The sequence below is a fragment of the Flavobacterium okayamense genome (assembly GCF_019702945.1).
Classification (GTDB): domain Bacteria; phylum Bacteroidota; class Bacteroidia; order Flavobacteriales; family Flavobacteriaceae; genus Flavobacterium; species Flavobacterium okayamense.
Map to the genome: position 1 here is coordinate 1,045,820 of NZ_AP024749.1, position 15,945 is coordinate 1,061,764.

A 15,945-nucleotide genomic window follows, 5' to 3' on the forward strand; every position below is an offset into this window, starting at 1 on the left:
ATTATGAGATGGGTGATTCATTTTTCAAAAAAGAAAACAATAAGAAGAAAGTAAAAAAAAGACAGGATAAAGTTCAAAAAAGAGAAGATAGAAAGGTAAATAATAACAAAGGGAAAACCTTAGAAGAAATGATTATTTATGTTGATGTAAATGGAAACTTCACAGAAATTCCACCACATCTTCAAAAAAAAGAAGACGATTTTTCAAATTTTGACAACTCAATTAAAAATTCAGGACAAAAAGAAAATTTTGATTATACCGGAATTATTAAATTCTTAAGTGATAAAGGCTATGGTTTTATAACGGAAGACAAAACTCAAGAAAACGTATTTTTTCATAGTAATCAATTAGCCCAAACGGTTGTTAAAAATGATAAGGTAAAATTTAGAAAGGAAGATTCTTTAAAAGGATTTAGAGCAGTAAGTATTAAAAAAATATAAAGTAATTAATTTAAATAAATAAGAATGCAAGAAGGTAAAGTAAAGTTTTACAACGAGAGTAAAGGTTTTGGTTTTATAGCCATAAACGAAGGTAGTGATGATGTTTTTGTACATAGTACAGGATTATTAGACAATATTAAAGAAAACGACAATGTTTCGTTTGAAGTACAACGAGGACCAAAAGGACTTAACGCAATCAATGTTAAGCGTTTAAAGTAAATTATATTAAAAGCATTATGCTTTTGTAAACTTAGTTAGGTTTGGTTAAAAAAGAAACCACTTCATTAATTTGAAGTGGTTTTTTTGTTGTATAGGGTTTTGTATATTTGAAATCATAGAAAAACAAATGAAATATATATTTTCCATATTACTTTTACTAACGTTGATTTCTTGTTATATTAACAAGAATATAAATGATCAAATCTTTGGAAAATATCAGACAAATTTTGATGGATTATTTGGAGAAATTATCCTTAAAAAGGATTACACTTTTGAATATCAATATCATGCAGGTTTAATTAATACCAAAAGTAAAGGGGTTTGGAAGATGTCAAATAATGAGGTAGTTTTGAATAGCTATAAAGATTATTTAAACAATGCAATTGAAGTAAAAGAAGGATTAGATAAAGGAGAAATTATTATTTCAGATTCATATGGAAGTCCTATTTTAGGAGCTTTTGTTGTTTTAGATAATAATGAAATTTTTGAAACCAACCAGAATGGTAAAATTAGTTTTTATCAAAATAGAGATTTTAAATATTTCGAAGTTCATTATTTAGGAGAAACTTACAGGTATGATATTAAAAATAAAGAAACAAACAGTTATCAAGTTACAATTTACCTAGATGATTTAAGTAAAACGTATTTTAAAAGTCAAAAATTTAAATTTAAGAATAATACTATCAGTGATAATAAACTGTATAAGTATTTCAAAGTTGTTTCTCAATAAAACAAAACAGCTTTTTTATTTCTTTTTAAAGAGTGAGAATTAGAAAAATTAAAAATTTATTTTAAAAAAAAGTATTTAAAAAATATATAAAATAAAGTCATGCAAACAAAAAACCGTTGTGCTTGGTGCGAAAAAGACGATTTGTATCGTGATTATCACGATAACGAATGGGGAAAACCTATTTATGACGATGCGACTATTTTTGAGTTTTTGATTTTAGAAACATTTCAAGCGGGCTTAAGTTGGTACACCGTTTTAGCTAAAAGAGAGAATTTCCGAAATGCATTTGAAGGGTTTGATGTGCAAAAAGTTGCCAATTTCTCTGAAAGTAAGATTGCATCACTTTGTGAAGATGCCGGAATTATTCGCAACAAATTAAAAATTAAAGCCGCAGTTACCAATGCACAAGCATTTATTAAAGTTAAAGAAGAGTTTGGAAGTTTTTCAAAATACATTTGGGATTTTGTTGACGGAAAACCAATAGACAATAAACCAAAAAGCTTAGCAAATGTTCCCGCCACAACTGAAATATCAGACAAACTAAGCAAGGATTTAAAAAAAAGAGGCTTTAAGTTTGTAGGTTCAACTGTAGTTTACGCACACATGCAAGCAACTGGAATGGTAAATGATCATGTAATGGATTGTTGGACGAGAAAGTAAATTATTGATTTAAAATGATCATAAAATCTTCGCGTTCAATTTCTACACAACCTAAAGAGGCTAAATGTTCATTATAAACTTGGCAATCTAACAATTTGTAATTAGCAAGTTCTAATTGCTTTGCTAAATGAATAAAGGCAACTTTACTAGCATTTGAAACTTTAGAAAACATACTTTCCCCACAAAAAATATGACCTAAATCTATTCCGTATAAACCACCAACAAGTTCTTCGTTTTCCCAAACTTCAACACTTTTTGCGAATCCTAATTTGTTTAGTTGGCAATAGGCTTCAACCATCTCATCAGTAATCCAAGTATCGGGTTGGTCTTTGCGCTTTATTTTTTTACAGTTGGTTATTACTTCACGAAATGCAGTGTTGAAAGTCACTTTAAATTTATTTTGATTTAATACATTTCGCATACTTTTCGAAATCTTTAAATCTTCAAAAAATAAAACCATTCGTTCTGGTGGTGCCCACCATAAAATGGGTTCGTCGTCATTAAACCAAGGGAAAATCCCGCTTCTGTATGCTAAGATTAATCGTTCTGAAGATAAATCACCACCAATAGCTATTACGCCTTCTGGTGAAGCTTCTTCAACGGGTGGAAAAAATAATTCTTGGCTAAGGAAATACATGTATTGAGAGAAAAGATGAAAGAAAAAAGAGAAAAGAAAAAACCATTCTTACTATATTCTGAATGGTTTCTTTCTTCTTGTCTCTTTCTTCTATTTTCTATTAAAAAGGTAAATCGTCGTGCTCTTCCTCATTAAAATTAGTTGCTGGTTCAAAAGCATCAGCAGCTGGCATTTGAGGCATTTGATTTGAAGGAGCTTCAGCTTGAATTCTTTCAATTCTCCAGCCCTGAATAGAATTGAAATATTTTGTTTCACCTTGTGGGTTTGTCCATTCTCTACCTCTTAAATTGATTGAAACACGAACTTGTTCCCCAACATTGTATTGGTTTAACAAGTCAGTTTTGTCTTGTGTAAATTCAATCATAATATGTTGTGGATATTGCTCTTCCGTAGTTACTACCATTTCTCTTTTTTTGAATGTAGCACTTACTTGTTGCACATTTCCAATCATTTTAACTCTTCCTAAAACTTCCATCTTCTATTTTTTTATTGTTTTGCTAATAATACTTTCCACGCTTTAAGCGTTTCGTTTTTATCTAAAAAATCTTTTGCCAATTGCATTTTCTTTTGCTCATCATCTGAACTTAAAACTGCTTTAACTGCAAAATTTTCTGCTACAAATATAGCAATTTCTTCTTCTGTTGGAATAGCTTCGATGTTTCCTAATTTGCCTAAATCATTTCCATTAAAAATGGTACTTTCTTTTACAAATTCTGGAACATTGTCAACACCAATTCCTAATGTTGTTAATGGTTTTTCAACTTCAAATAATGCTAAGTTGGAACGGCTGTACCAATTGCCACCACATCGAGCAACTAAATCAATTTTATGTTGATCAATAGCTCCATTTTCATCTAATACAGCTTCGTTTATATGGATTTTAACCACTTCGCAAATCACTAAATTACCTGCGCCACCTTTATCGCCAAGTGCTACTACATCATTTATTTTGCATTCAAACTGAACCGGACTTTCAGCGACACGAAACGGTTTTACGATATCTGATTTTACCATTGTTAAACCTGCTTTTTCAAACTCGTTTACGCCATCAGGATATTCTGTACTTGATAAAGACATTTGTTGCACAATATCATAATTCACAACGTTAATAACAACTTCACGCGTGTTTTTCGAATTTATTAAAGTGTGTTTTATGGTATTATCACGAACTCTTCTCGCTGGAGAAAAAATTAATATGGGCGGATTTGAACTAAATACATTGAAAAAACTAAATGGCGATAAATTCGGATTTCCATTTTCGTCTAAAGTACTTGCAAAAGCTATAGGTCTTGGCGCAACTGCACTTTGTAAATACCCTTGAAGTTTTGCTGGTGCAATTTCTTTTGGATCTATTGTTAACATGTGTTGTAGTATTTTCACAAAGATAAAAATTTGAAGCGAATCGAATAGTAACTTTTGTATTCCTTTTTCCCGCTGTCCGTGCAACAGGGTTGCTAACTACCATCGGGGCTATTTTTTAGTGTTTAGTAACTTTTGCCTTTTTACTTTTAGCTTATTACTTAAATTATTATTTTTACTAACAAATCTTGTTTATGCAGTTTTCAGATAAGCGAACTTTAACGCGATGGTTAATCATACTTACTTCATTTTTAATAGTTGTTCTTATTGTTTGGAATACCTATAATTTTTTCCAAATTTTTAAAAATGAAGAGCGTGTTAAAATGGAGTTGTGGTCTACAGCACAAACAACAATTAATAATGCGAATGAATTTACCGATTTAGAATTGGCTTTAAAAATTATGGGAAATAATACTTCAATTCCCATGATTTTAACAATGCCAAATGATTCCATTATCAATCATAATAATATTGAGGAAGAAGTTGCTTCAAATTCTAAATTACTTCAAAAAGAACTAAACCGATTAAAGTCGGAAAATACTCCCATAAAAATGGAACTTTCCCAATCTGATTATCGATTGGTTTATTACGGAAATTCACCTTTGCTAAATAAACTGAAATATTATCCAATTGCTCTTTTACTAATCATTATTTTGTTTGCAGCGGTTGTATATAATTTTTATCGCGCAACAAAGATGGCTACTCAAAATAAATTGTGGGCTGGTATGGCCAAGGAAACAGCTCATCAAATTGGCACGCCATTGTCGTCATTAATTGGTTGGTTAGAATTGCTAAAAATTGAAAATGTAGATGAAGTCACATTGTCAGAAATTGAAAAAGATATAAACCGATTACAAACAATTGCGGATAGATTTTCAAAAATAGGAAGTGAACCAGTTCTTGAAAAAATGAATATAATTGATGAAACTAGGAATGCTTACGAATATTTAAAAAGCAGAAGTTCTAAGCAAGTTCATTTTAGTTTTACGGCACCAGATCATCCAATTTTTGTAGAAATTAATCCTGCTTTACATAGTTGGACTATTGAGAACTTGGTAAAAAATGCAATTGATGCGATGAAAGGAAAGGGCGAATTAAAAGTTGTGGTTGAAGAAATTGAAAATACTGTAAAAATTAAAGTTTCAGATACTGGAAAAGGAATTGCAAAAAAAGAATTTAGTAAAGTTTTTGAACCAGGTTTTACAACAAAAAAGCGAGGTTGGGGCTTAGGTTTATCTTTAACAAAGCGTATTGTTGAAGATTATCATAAAGGAAAAATAAAAGTTTTAAATTCTGAAATAGGAAAAGGAACCACTTTTCAATTGATGTTTCAAAAGTATTTTTAAATTAAAAAAACCGACTTTCAAAGTCGGTTTTTTATTATATGTTTTCAGAAATTTGTTTGGCTAAACTTTCGAATTCTTCCTTGGTTAAAGAAGTCTTTCGTTGAAAACGCATGTCATCCATATCATGTAATGGAATTAAATGTACGTGAACGTGAGGAACTTCAAGTCCTACAACTGCAACGCCTACGCGTTTACAAGGAACAACTTTTTCGACAGCTTTAGCGACTTTTCTAGAGAATTTCATCAATCCTAAATAATGCTCTTCTTCCATGTCGAAGATTTTATTAATTTCTTGCTTAGGAATACATAATGTATGGCCTTTAGCATTCGGATTAATATCTAAAAAAGCGAAGTAATTTTCATCTTCAGCAATTTTGTAACAAGGAATTTCTCCGTTAATTATTTTTGTGAAAATACTAGCCATAACAATGTGTTTTTAGTCTCTTGTGATTTCTAAAATTTCAAAATTCATAGTTCCGTTTGGAACTTTAACTTCAGCAATTTCGCCAACCTTCTTTCCTAATAAACCTTTTCCAATTGGAGATGTAACTGATATTTTTCCTGTTTTTAAATCGGCTTCACTTTCAGCTACTAAAGTATATTTCATTTCCATACCGTTAGTTTGATTTTTAATCTTAACAGTAGAAAGTACTAATACTTTTGAAACATCTAATTGAGATTCGTCTATTAATCGTGCGTTAGCAACAACTTCTTCCATTTTGGCAATTTTCATTTCTAAAAGACCTTGCGCTTCTTTTGCAGCGTCATATTCAGCATTTTCAGACAAATCTCCTTTATCACGAGCGTCAGCAATAGCTTGAGAGGCTTTTGGGCGCTCAACAGCTTTTAAATGATCTAATTCGTCTTTTAATTTTTTTAAACCTTCTGCGGTGTAATAAGATACGTTACTCATAACTTCATCGTTTATATAAATAGAAAAAATCCCATAGCTTCATGGGATTCTTTCCAACAAATATACTAATTTTTTGAACATTTATATAATTTTTTTAGTTCTTAAAACATAAATAATTTAATTTTGAAGAATAATATGATGTTATGAAAAAAGTATTTTCAATAGTTTTATTACTATTAATATCGCTAAGTTGTACTAAAGATTCTGTTTCAAATAATAATCCTTATTTACCCACTTATAGGTTTAGTACTGTTGTTGATTTAACTTTGCCTTTAAACATTCAACTTCAGTTTCCAGGAAATGCAATTGAATACAATCAAGTGGGTGTTGGTATTTTAAATAAGATTTTTATTATAAATACAGGTACAGGTTTTTTTGCTTTTGATGCAGCGTGTCCAAATCAAGGGGTGAGTAGTTGTTCTGAAATGAGTTTAGTTGGTATAAAAGCAGTATGCCCTTGTGATGGAGCTCAATATAGTCTTTATAATGGGCAAGCACAAGATAAAGAGTATCCAATGCTCCAATATAGAGTTGAAATTTTAAGTCAAACCTCAATAAGAGTTTATAATTAAAAAAAGCTATCCAAAATCGGATAGCTTTTTTACTTTAAAAATATTAATAAACGTAATTAAAATTTCAATGTTGCGCCTAACAAGAAGTTGATTCCAGCTTGGGGATAATAACCGGCACCTTCAATAGTTGTTGTATTTGGACCTGACCAAGTATCGTCGTAAGTATAAAAATATCCATTTGATTCATATTCTAGATTTAAAATATTATTTACTAATCCACTGAATACAATTGATTTTATTCCCTTATTAATTTTCCATTCATAATTTGCATTGAAATCTAAAATGCCATAAGCTTCTAAAACTGAATTTTCTGAATCAATATTTCCCATATATTGTTTCCCAACATACTTGCCTAAAAGTGATAATTGTAAATCTTTTACAGGGTAAAAATTTAATGAAGTGGCACCAATGAAATTAGGAGAGTAGGCTATATTTGTGTTACCTAAATTTTGTAATTCTCCGTCTCGTTGAAAGTAAAAATCTTTATTTTTGTTTTGACTTAACGTTGCATTGGCTTGGATATTAAATATTTCACTTAATTTAATAACTGATTCAACTTCAAGTCCTACTCGATAGCTCTTTCCAGAATTTGTAAACACTGGTGCTCCAACATCATTTAAAGCTCCTGTTAATACTAATTGATCATTGTAAAGCATATAAAAAGCGTTAGCATTAATTCTGAAATTTGACGAATTATACTTCCAACCCCCTTCAAAATCATATAGTCTTTCTGGTTTATTTGCGCCACTTTCATAATCGTCTCTTCTAGGTTCTTTATTAGCTACTCCTGCAAATCCATAAAAAGCATTTTTTGAATTTAATTGATAGTTAAAACCTACTTTAGGATTGAAAAATCTAAAAGTATCATTAACATCATCAAATTTGGTACTGTTTGCTTTATAGAAAACCATTCTGTATTGTAAATCAGCAAAAACATTTAGTTTTCCAATTTTATGACTAGCTTTTATATAGGCGTTAATATCATCTTTATTTCCAAAGTTGTCATAATACAAGTTGTCTTCAGGGATATAATTTGTAGTCCAAATAACTTCTCCATAATGTAACCCTAAATATCTATTGGCAGCACCTCCGAATAAAATATCAGTTTTTGAGGTTTTGTAATTTAATGCGAAAGTTGTTCCAAAGAAATCATTATCTAGCCATCTTTTTCTAACTAAATCTGAAATAAAATTTCCTTGAAAACTAGGCAAATTGTATTCGGATAAATCTTCATCTTCTTTATATTGTTCAAAATAACCTTTACCTATTGTATAGTGTAAGGCTACATTTGAATTCCATTTTTTAGACCATTTTTCAGACCAATGCAATTGAAAATGATTTTGCCAATAGTTATCGGTCTCATTACCATAAAATTGTTCGTTTCCGAATTCATCATAATATAATCCTGCATAATTATAGGTTCTATCATTTTCTAATTTATCTAAATCTTCAAGTCCATACCAAGCTTGATATGTTTTTTCTTTTCCTCCAAATGCCAAGAATTTAATTAGAGTAGATTCTTTTACATAGTTTACATTAAATAAATAACCAAACATATCAGAAGTAGCTCTATCAATAAATCCATCAGAATGAATTTGAGAAACACGACCATTTATTTCAAAATTGTTATGTAACCCCGTCCCAAATGATAGGGTGTGCTTTCGAGTGCCAAAACTACCAAATGAATTAGAAACTTCTGCATGAGCTTTTTCTTCATATGATTTCGTTTGCATGTTTAAACTAGCCCCAAAAGCACCTGCACCATTGGTTGAAGAGCCAACACCTCTTTGTAGTTGAATACTTTGTAATGAAGAAGCAAAATCGGGTAAGTTTACAAAAAAAGTACCTTGACTTTCACTATCATTAAATGGAATTCCATTTAAAGTTACGTTTATTCTTGATCCGTCTGAACCTCTAACTCGCATATACGTGTAACCAACGCCATTTCCAGCATCAGTAGTTGTAACAACTGAAGGTAAATAGTTTAACAAAACCGGAATGTCTTGCCCCAAATTTCTTGGCGCAATTTCTTCAGCTTTAACATTAGTAAATGTAATAGGATCTTTTTCTTTTGCTCTAACAGCAGAAACAGTTACTTCTTTTAATTCGGTAACTTTAGTAGTGTCTTGCACAATTTCTTGTGCATTTGAAGTTAATGAAAAAGCAATAATTGCAAATAGTAATGCAACTTTACTTTTTTTGAATAATAATTTCATTCGTAAAATAATTTGTACGAATAAAAGGGGTAATTATTCTTATTAATAAAAAATTTGATTAGCTCGACTCGCTAAAGTGCACTTTAGCTTGTCTTGTTCCTTGGCAGCATTACCTGCCCAGGTTCTACGGGTATAATCTCAGCTCGTTATTTAGAGCACCCCTTTGAGACGGCGCAAAGATAAAATAAAGTTAGAATTTAGAAATCAGATTTTCAAAGTTTTTTTAAAACTTTGGTTTTTTTCTGCTCTCTTTCATTTCAGAAGACTTCTTTTTCTCCTGAAGCCTTTTTTCTTTAACCTTTTTTGGAATTTTTGTTTCTTTTCTAATTTTTGGTTTTTTTAAACTTTTAGAAAGTAGTTCAAAAAATCGCTTAGTGACAATTTCTTTGTTTTTAAGCTGACTTCTATCTTCGTCTGAAGAAAGTTGTAGTATTCCTTCTTGTGAAATTCTATTAGCTAATTTTTCAAGCAGTAACATTTTTTCTTCCTCACTCAAACCAGATGAGTTTGCAATATTAAATGATAAAATAACCTTTGAAGAAACTTTATTTACATTTTGTCCACCAGCGCCAGAACTTCTGACTGCTTTAAATTGCAATTCGGAAACAATAGTATCTTTATTCATTATTAGGTTGGTGAGACGGTTTTAATAAATCATTTACAGTTTTTACTGGATTAAATGTTATTAATGGAACTTCAACGAAAATAGTATTCCAATGTGCCATAGCACCATTCCATAAACCAGGTAATTCAAATGCTTTTATTGGTTTTCCGTTTTTTGTTTTTTCAACAATGAATCCAGAATTATGATCAACAAAATCTAATAAATTAAACTTTTCTCTTCTGTGGTTTTTGATACCACAAACGATGTCTACAGGATTAAAGTGTGTAGCATTTTTAAAGATTTCTTTTTGTTGAGGGTTTTCAATATTTATTTGTGAACTTTCTACAATTTGAAGCGAAATTTGTCCATTAGAATCTTTTACCCAAAAAGGTCCGCCACCAGGCTCTCCTTCATTTTTAACCATTCCACAAATGCGAATAGGACGATCAAGAAGTTTTACCAGGTATTCTATTTTGAAATCGTCTTTGTATTTTTCAAAATCATGAGGTAAATCCTGAAACATTTTCTCTTTAACAAAAGTTGTTACTTCTTCGATAAGATTACTAGTAATTTCATTTTTTGTTAGTTCTTGTAAATAGTTGAATATTTTGTTTTGATAATCAATTAAAATGCCACCAAGTAATTTTTTGTTCTCAACTATTTCTACAATATGATTTTGAGAAACATTATCTATATTTTTAATAAAGATTATGTCACTTTGTAATAAATTTAAGTTTTCGATTAACGCACCATGTCCGCCAGGCCTAAAAAATAAACTTCCATCATCTAGACGAAAAGGCGTATTGTTAAGATTTACTGCTAAAGTATCGGTGTAATCTTTTTGATTGGAATACGTTACTAAAACATCATTGAAGCTTGAGGCAATTTTATCAAAATCAGATTGAAATTCATTTGAAATTGTGAAATGTACTTTTGATTTTTTATTCGGAATTTGATAAAAAATAGTTTCCGTTAAATGTTCTTCAACAGGAGTAACTACTTTATTATTTTTAAAATGAAAAGGTAATATTCCTTTTGGTTTTTCTGAAAAATTCAGGTGGGTTTTTTCTAGTAATGTTTTTACAAATAATAATAACTTTTCATCTCTTTCTAAAGAAGAAAAATTCGGATGAATCTCTTTTGTTTTAGATAAAAGCTCTTGATAAAAAGGGAAATTTTTTAACCCAACGGAGAATACTTCAAGTTCTTTGTTTCCTGTTCTATTTATGTAGGCATTGATAGTTTCGTTTTCTGAATCAAAATTGTTTAAAAATTCTTGTAAAAATTTAAACATTCGACTTGCAGCACCAGAAGCAGGAACAAATTTCTTGATTTCAAAATTTTGTTTTTGAGAATCAAAAATATTAATGTAATTATTCTTTTCGTTAGATTGAATTTTTAAAATTCCATCACCTATTATTGCGGGTTTTTGTAATTCTATTTTAGGAATTCCATTTTGATAAAAAAAGAGTTGTTGTTCTATTTTTTCGATTGAAATTCCTTTTTCTTTTATTTGCTTAAAGTCTCTTTCTGTAAATATGTTTTCCATTCTCTATATCCAAAATAAGCAATTATAGTAAATACTAAATATTGTAAGCTAGTTAAAGTATATCCTTTATAAAAGTACAAAGGAATAGAAATTAAGTCTGCAATTATCCATACAATCCAATTTTCAATTTTTCGTTGTGCCATTAGCCACATTCCAACGAAAAATAACCCAGTAGTGAAAGTATCTACATATGCTGTCCAAGAAGTAAATTTATCAAAATAAATATAAATTATAATAACAAATACTGTTGTTAATGTAAATAAAATGATACTTTTCTTAAAGTCAACAGTTTTCATTGTTGCTACAGGGAATTCAAAAGCTTCATTTTTCCTTTTGCTCCAGAGAATCCAACCATAAATACTCATAATGGTGTAGTAAATATTAATGATAAAATCACCAATTAAGCTCCATTGAAATAACAAATAAATAAAGATTAGCGTGCTTATAATCCCTGTTGGGTAAACCAAAATATTATTTACACGAGCAAATAAAACACTAATTAATCCAAATATAACAGCAATAAATTCTAACCAAATAGAAAATGTGTCGTAGTTTTTATATTGACTAAAGAGAAAATCCCACATAATTATAACAATTCAAAAAAGTTAGGATTTTCTTCGAAAGCAGTTCCAATCACCACCATATCGGCACCAGCTGTAAAAGCATTTTCAATTTCAAGCGCGGATTTAATACCGCCGCCAACAATTAAAGGGATGTTTATTTTTTGTTTTACAGCCTCAATAATTTCTTTTGATACTCCAATTTTAGCACCACTTCCCGCTTCAAGATAAACGAGTTTCATGCCTAAATATTCAGATGCTTTAGCAGTATTTTTAATTATTTTCAAGTCTTTTCTATCTAAAGGTTTAGTTTGACTAACTCGTTCTACAGCAGTTTTAACTCCACTTTCAATAAGTAAATAGGCTGTAGGAATAATTTCTAAAGAAGAATGTTCTAATTTTTTTACGGCTTTAATTTGTTGTTCAATTAAATATTCTGGATTTCTACCTGAAACTAAACTTAAAAAAAGTAAAGCATTAGCCGCTTCAGAGATTTGATTATAATCGCCAGGAAATAAAAATACAGGTAAGTCAAGTTTTTGTTTTATTCTTTTTACAATTTCATCAAAATCATTTCCATCATAAGTACTTCCACCAAAAAAAATATGTGTGGCAGGCGATTTTTTAATTTTATCACACAAAGTTGGAATAGCATCAAATTCAATTTTCTCAGGATCAATTAAGATGGCTAAAAGTTTCCTTTTTGATTGGATAGCTTGTAAAATATAGTGATAAAAATTCATTATTTATTAGGTAAAGCGACTACAAAGATATATTCTTCTACTTTATAAAATTGTATAAAGAATTTTTCTATTGTATTATTAAAACGTAATTCGGCATTGCAATTAGAGTCTGAAAGGAAAAATGGGGCTTCAAAAATATGATTAGGAAAACTAATCCCTTTTTCATTTTTTATTTTAAAAATAGATTCTTTAGCGCCCCAAATAACAGTTGCTTTTTCAATTCTATCGTTCTCGGATAAATTTTCTAAATGCGAAAGATCCATAAATCGAGGTGCGATTTTCAAAATTTTAGGTTTAATTATTTCTATATCGATTCCCACAATTTTATCGCTACTAATACAAATACAAGAAAAGTCAAAAGAATGCGAAATAGAAATATGTAAGTCTTTTTTCTTTTCTCTTTCTTCTTTTTTCTCTAAATGCGGTTTCCCACTTTCATCATAAAACAAATCAAAATCAGAATAACCTAAATGTTGTAATAGCATACGTACCGCTAAAAATCCTTTTTGATGACTTTCGGATTTCATTTTCTCTAAACGAGCTAATGATAAATCTTTTAATTGTACTGCTCTAAAGAGTTCATTGAAATCTTCAGTAATCTTCCAAAAGTAAGCAGTGGTAAAGTTGTTAATTACTATCGATTTATGAAACGGCATTCTTATTTGTTGTTTTTCAATTGTTTAACATATTAAACAATTCACAAATTACGTGAATTAATTTAGGAATTAAAAAGGAATTGCCTAACTTTGCACTCCAAAATTTTAATAAAAGTAAAATTAATATAAATGAGTACAAAAACTGTTCCTTACGTACCTTACAAAGTTAAAGACATTTCTTTAGCTGCTTGGGGAAGAAAAGAAATTGAATTAGCAGAAGCTGAAATGCCAGGTTTAATGGCTTTACGTGCAGAATATGCAGAAAGTCAACCTTTAAAAGGTGCGAGAATTGCTGGATGTTTACACATGACGATTCAAACAGCTGTTTTAATTGAAACTTTAGTAGCTTTAGGTGCTGATGTAACTTGGAGTTCTTGTAATATTTTTTCAACTCAAGATCATGCTGCTGCTGCTATTGCTGCTGCAGGAATTCCAGTTTACGCTTGGAAAGGTATGAACGAAGAAGAATTCGATTGGTGTATTGAGCAAACGTTATTCTTTGGTGAAGATCGTCAACCGTTAAACATGATTTTAGATGATGGTGGAGATTTAACTAATATGGTTTTCGACCGTTACCCTGAATTAATCAAAGGAATTAAAGGTTTATCAGAAGAAACTACAACTGGAGTTCACCGTTTATATGAAAGAATGGAAAATGGAACATTACACATTCCTGCCATTAACGTAAACGATTCGGTTACTAAATCGAAATTCGATAACAAATACGGATGTAAAGAATCTGCTGTAGATGCTATTCGTCGTGCTACTGACGTTATGTTAGCTGGTAAAAGAGTGGTTGTTTGTGGATATGGTGACGTAGGTAAAGGTACTGCTGCATCATTCCGTGGAGCTGGTTCTATTGTAACCGTAACTGAAATTGATCCAATTTGTGCTTTACAAGCTGCAATGGATGGTTTCGAAGTTAAAAAATTAGATACTGTTGTTGGTAATGCTGATATCGTAATTACTACTACAGGAAATAAAGATATCGTTGTGGGTCGTCATTTTGAAGCGATGAAAGATAAAACTATCGTGTGTAACATCGGACACTTCGATAATGAAATTGACATGGCATGGTTAAATAAAAACCACGGTGCTACTAAAAACGAAATCAAACCTCAAGTTGATAAATATACAATCAACGGAAATGACATTATCATTTTAGCGGAAGGTCGTTTAGTAAACTTAGGATGCGCTACAGGTCACCCAAGTTTTGTAATGAGTAACTCATTTACAAACCAAACCTTAGCTCAATTAGAGTTATGGACAAATACTGATGCTTACGAAAACAAAGTGTATATGTTACCAAAGCATTTAGATGAAAAAGTTGCTGCTTTACACTTAGCTAAAATAGGTGTTGAATTAGAAACTTTATCTCCAGACCAGGCTAAATATATTGGTGTAACGGTTGAAGGTCCATACAAACCAGAATATTATAGATACTAATTGTCATGCTGAACTTGTTTCAGCATCTCAACTATACAGACCTGCAAGAATTTCTTGCAGGTTTTTTTATTCTAAAAATTTAATTATCAACATTTTAACAACAATTTGAAACATTTGGCGTTACATTTGTACTAATAAATCATCATCATCAAAAAACAAAATCATGTTAAAAAAATTCTTTATCCTTTGTTCGGGGGCCGACAAAGATGTTGTTGCTAGTTGTAGCAATGGCGAACAAAACAAATATGCTGGAATAGGTGCTACCGTTTTCTTTACTGCAGTAATGGCTTTCTTGGCTTCGAGCTATGCGCTTTACACAGTTTTTGATAATTATTATATGGCTATGGGTTTTGGTCTGGTTTGGGGTTTGCTTATTTTCAATCTCGACCGATTCATTGTTTCTACTATTAAAAAGCGAGATAGTTTTAAAAGTGAATTTATTCAGGCAACACCGCGTATAATTTTAGCTTTAATTATAGCAGTTGTTATTTCAAAACCTCTAGAAATTAAGATTTTTGAAAAGGAAATCAATTCGGTTTTACTGAAAGAAAAAAATGAATTAGCACTCCAAAATAAAAATCAGGTAACTAATTTCTTTAAAAAAGATATAGACCAAAATCAAGCTAAAATTGACAGTTTAAAATCGGATATTATTAAAAAAGAAACAGAAGTAAACGATTTGTATTCTGTTTACATTACTGAAGCCGAAGGAACTGCCGGTACAAAAAAGTTAGGAAAAGGTCCGGTTTACAAAGAAAAAAGAGAAAAGCACGATGCAGCTCTAAAAGAACTGGATACTTTAAAAGCAATCAATGCGGCAAAAATTAAAGATTTAGAAAGTAATGCTAAAACATTACAAGCTAACTTGGATAATAAAGTAACCGAAACCCAACCAATAATTGACAATTTTGATGGTTTAATGGCGCGAATTAATGCGTTAAGCAAGCTACCGTTTATGCCTTCATTTTTTATCATGTTGTTGTTTTTTGCTATTGAAACAGCTCCAATTATTGCGAAGTTATTAGCTCCAAAAGGCGAATACGATTTTAAAATTGAAGATGCTGAAATGGCTACTATAAATGTCTTGTCTCAAAATAAATACCAAAGCGAATTACAACGTAAAACGGATGCCGAAATTTACGACCAAGTTTATAACGATATTAAAACGGATAAAGAATTATACGATTACAAAAAGCAAAAAGCAACTGAGTTATTAAAACTTCAAGCGGATGGTTTTGTAGAAAAACAGAAAAAAGCTTTATAAATAAAAATCCCAACTTTAAGTTGGGATTTTT

19 protein-coding genes are annotated in these 15,945 nt (G+C 30.3%); 8 read left to right on the plus strand and 11 right to left on the minus strand.

Going from position 1 to position 15,945, the window contains the following annotated elements:
- Positions 1-8: 8 nt before the first annotated feature.
- The 4 genes from KK2020170_RS04790 to KK2020170_RS04805 all read left to right on the plus strand — a co-directional run bounded on the left by KK2020170_RS04790 (position 9) and on the right by KK2020170_RS04805 (position 2,049).
- Positions 9-440, plus strand: a complete 432-nt coding sequence (locus KK2020170_RS04790; protein ID WP_221259673.1) for a cold-shock protein — start codon at positions 9-11, stop codon at positions 438-440.
- Positions 441-464: 24 nt separating this feature from the next.
- Positions 465-659, plus strand: coding sequence for a cold-shock protein (locus tag KK2020170_RS04795; protein WP_221259674.1), 195 nt, complete (start codon positions 465-467; stop codon positions 657-659).
- Positions 660-786: 127 nt separating this feature from the next.
- Positions 787-1,389 (plus strand): hypothetical protein, encoded by a 603-nt coding sequence (locus KK2020170_RS04800; protein WP_221259675.1) that lies wholly within the window; start codon positions 787-789, stop codon positions 1,387-1,389.
- Positions 1,390-1,488: 99 nt separating this feature from the next.
- On the plus strand, positions 1,489-2,049 hold the full coding sequence (locus tag KK2020170_RS04805) for a DNA-3-methyladenine glycosylase I (RefSeq protein WP_221259676.1): 561 nt from the start codon (positions 1,489-1,491) through the stop codon (positions 2,047-2,049).
- A gap of 1 nt (position 2,050) precedes the next feature.
- Here the strand turns inward: KK2020170_RS04805 and aat are convergent, their stop codons facing one another.
- The 3 genes from aat to KK2020170_RS04820 form a co-directional block, all read right to left on the minus strand.
- Positions 2,051-2,686: a leucyl/phenylalanyl-tRNA--protein transferase gene (aat, locus tag KK2020170_RS04810; protein ID WP_221259677.1), complete on the minus strand. Its 636-nt coding sequence runs from the start codon at positions 2,684-2,686 to the stop codon at positions 2,051-2,053.
- Positions 2,687-2,786: 100 nt separating this feature from the next.
- Positions 2,787-3,161 (minus strand): DUF3127 domain-containing protein, encoded by a 375-nt coding sequence (locus KK2020170_RS04815; RefSeq protein WP_221259678.1) that lies wholly within the window; start codon positions 3,159-3,161, stop codon positions 2,787-2,789.
- A gap of 11 nt (positions 3,162-3,172) precedes the next feature.
- Positions 3,173-4,048 (minus strand): flavin reductase family protein, encoded by an 876-nt coding sequence (locus tag KK2020170_RS04820; protein WP_221259679.1) that lies wholly within the window; start codon positions 4,046-4,048, stop codon positions 3,173-3,175.
- A 191-nt stretch (positions 4,049-4,239) separates the two neighbouring features.
- On the opposite strand from KK2020170_RS04820, the gene KK2020170_RS04825 reads away from it, so the two are divergent.
- The gene (locus KK2020170_RS04825) at positions 4,240-5,391 is read left to right on the plus strand and encodes a sensor histidine kinase (protein ID WP_221259680.1); all 1,152 of its coding nucleotides are present in this window, start codon (positions 4,240-4,242) and stop codon (positions 5,389-5,391) included.
- A 34-nt stretch (positions 5,392-5,425) separates the two neighbouring features.
- Here the strand turns inward: KK2020170_RS04825 and KK2020170_RS04830 are convergent, their stop codons facing one another.
- Positions 5,426-5,815 (minus strand): HIT family protein, encoded by a 390-nt coding sequence (locus tag KK2020170_RS04830; RefSeq protein ID WP_221259681.1) that lies wholly within the window; start codon positions 5,813-5,815, stop codon positions 5,426-5,428.
- Positions 5,816-5,827: 12 nt separating this feature from the next.
- The gene (gene greA / locus KK2020170_RS04835; protein ID WP_221259682.1) at positions 5,828-6,304 is read right to left on the minus strand and encodes a transcription elongation factor GreA; all 477 of its coding nucleotides are present in this window, start codon (positions 6,302-6,304) and stop codon (positions 5,828-5,830) included.
- Positions 6,305-6,447: 143 nt separating this feature from the next.
- Here greA and KK2020170_RS04840 point away from each other — a divergent pair, with 143 nt between their 5' ends.
- Positions 6,448-6,876, plus strand: coding sequence for a Rieske (2Fe-2S) protein (locus tag KK2020170_RS04840; protein WP_221259683.1), 429 nt, complete (start codon positions 6,448-6,450; stop codon positions 6,874-6,876).
- Between the two features lie 56 nt (positions 6,877-6,932).
- Here the strand turns inward: KK2020170_RS04840 and KK2020170_RS04845 are convergent, their stop codons facing one another.
- From KK2020170_RS04845 to KK2020170_RS04870, 6 genes are all read right to left on the minus strand, one after another.
- Positions 6,933-9,092 carry a TonB-dependent receptor gene (locus tag KK2020170_RS04845; RefSeq protein ID WP_221259684.1) on the minus strand — a complete coding sequence of 720 codons (2,160 nt, stop codon included), beginning with the start codon at positions 9,090-9,092 and terminating at the stop codon, positions 6,933-6,935.
- Between the two features lie 223 nt (positions 9,093-9,315).
- On the minus strand, positions 9,316-9,717 hold the full coding sequence (gene arfB, locus KK2020170_RS04850; RefSeq protein WP_221259685.1) for an alternative ribosome rescue aminoacyl-tRNA hydrolase ArfB: 402 nt from the start codon (positions 9,715-9,717) through the stop codon (positions 9,316-9,318).
- Complete coding sequence (locus tag KK2020170_RS04855) at positions 9,710-11,245, minus strand: DUF4301 family protein (RefSeq protein WP_221259686.1); 1,536 nt, start codon at positions 11,243-11,245, stop codon at positions 9,710-9,712. Before KK2020170_RS04855 ends, arfB begins: the two co-directional genes overlap by 8 nt.
- Entirely contained in the window at positions 11,206-11,829 is a 624-nt protein-coding gene (gene pnuC / locus KK2020170_RS04860; protein WP_221259687.1) for a nicotinamide riboside transporter PnuC, read from the minus strand. Before pnuC ends, KK2020170_RS04855 begins: the two co-directional genes overlap by 40 nt.
- Before the next feature lie 2 nt (positions 11,830-11,831).
- Positions 11,832-12,548, minus strand: a complete 717-nt coding sequence (locus KK2020170_RS04865) for a phosphoglycerol geranylgeranyltransferase (protein WP_221259688.1) — start codon at positions 12,546-12,548, stop codon at positions 11,832-11,834.
- Positions 12,548-13,204 (minus strand): 4'-phosphopantetheinyl transferase family protein, encoded by a 657-nt coding sequence (locus KK2020170_RS04870; protein ID WP_221259689.1) that lies wholly within the window; start codon positions 13,202-13,204, stop codon positions 12,548-12,550. The genes KK2020170_RS04865 and KK2020170_RS04870 overlap by 1 nt, the downstream gene beginning before the upstream one ends.
- A 129-nt stretch (positions 13,205-13,333) precedes the next feature.
- Here KK2020170_RS04870 and ahcY point away from each other — a divergent pair, with 129 nt between their 5' ends.
- Positions 13,334-14,650 (plus strand): adenosylhomocysteinase, encoded by a 1,317-nt coding sequence (gene ahcY / locus KK2020170_RS04875; RefSeq protein WP_221259690.1) that lies wholly within the window; start codon positions 13,334-13,336, stop codon positions 14,648-14,650.
- A 163-nt stretch (positions 14,651-14,813) separates the two neighbouring features.
- Complete coding sequence (locus KK2020170_RS04880; RefSeq protein WP_221259691.1) at positions 14,814-15,914, plus strand: DUF4407 domain-containing protein; 1,101 nt, start codon at positions 14,814-14,816, stop codon at positions 15,912-15,914.
- Positions 15,915-15,945: the final 31 nt, after the last annotated feature.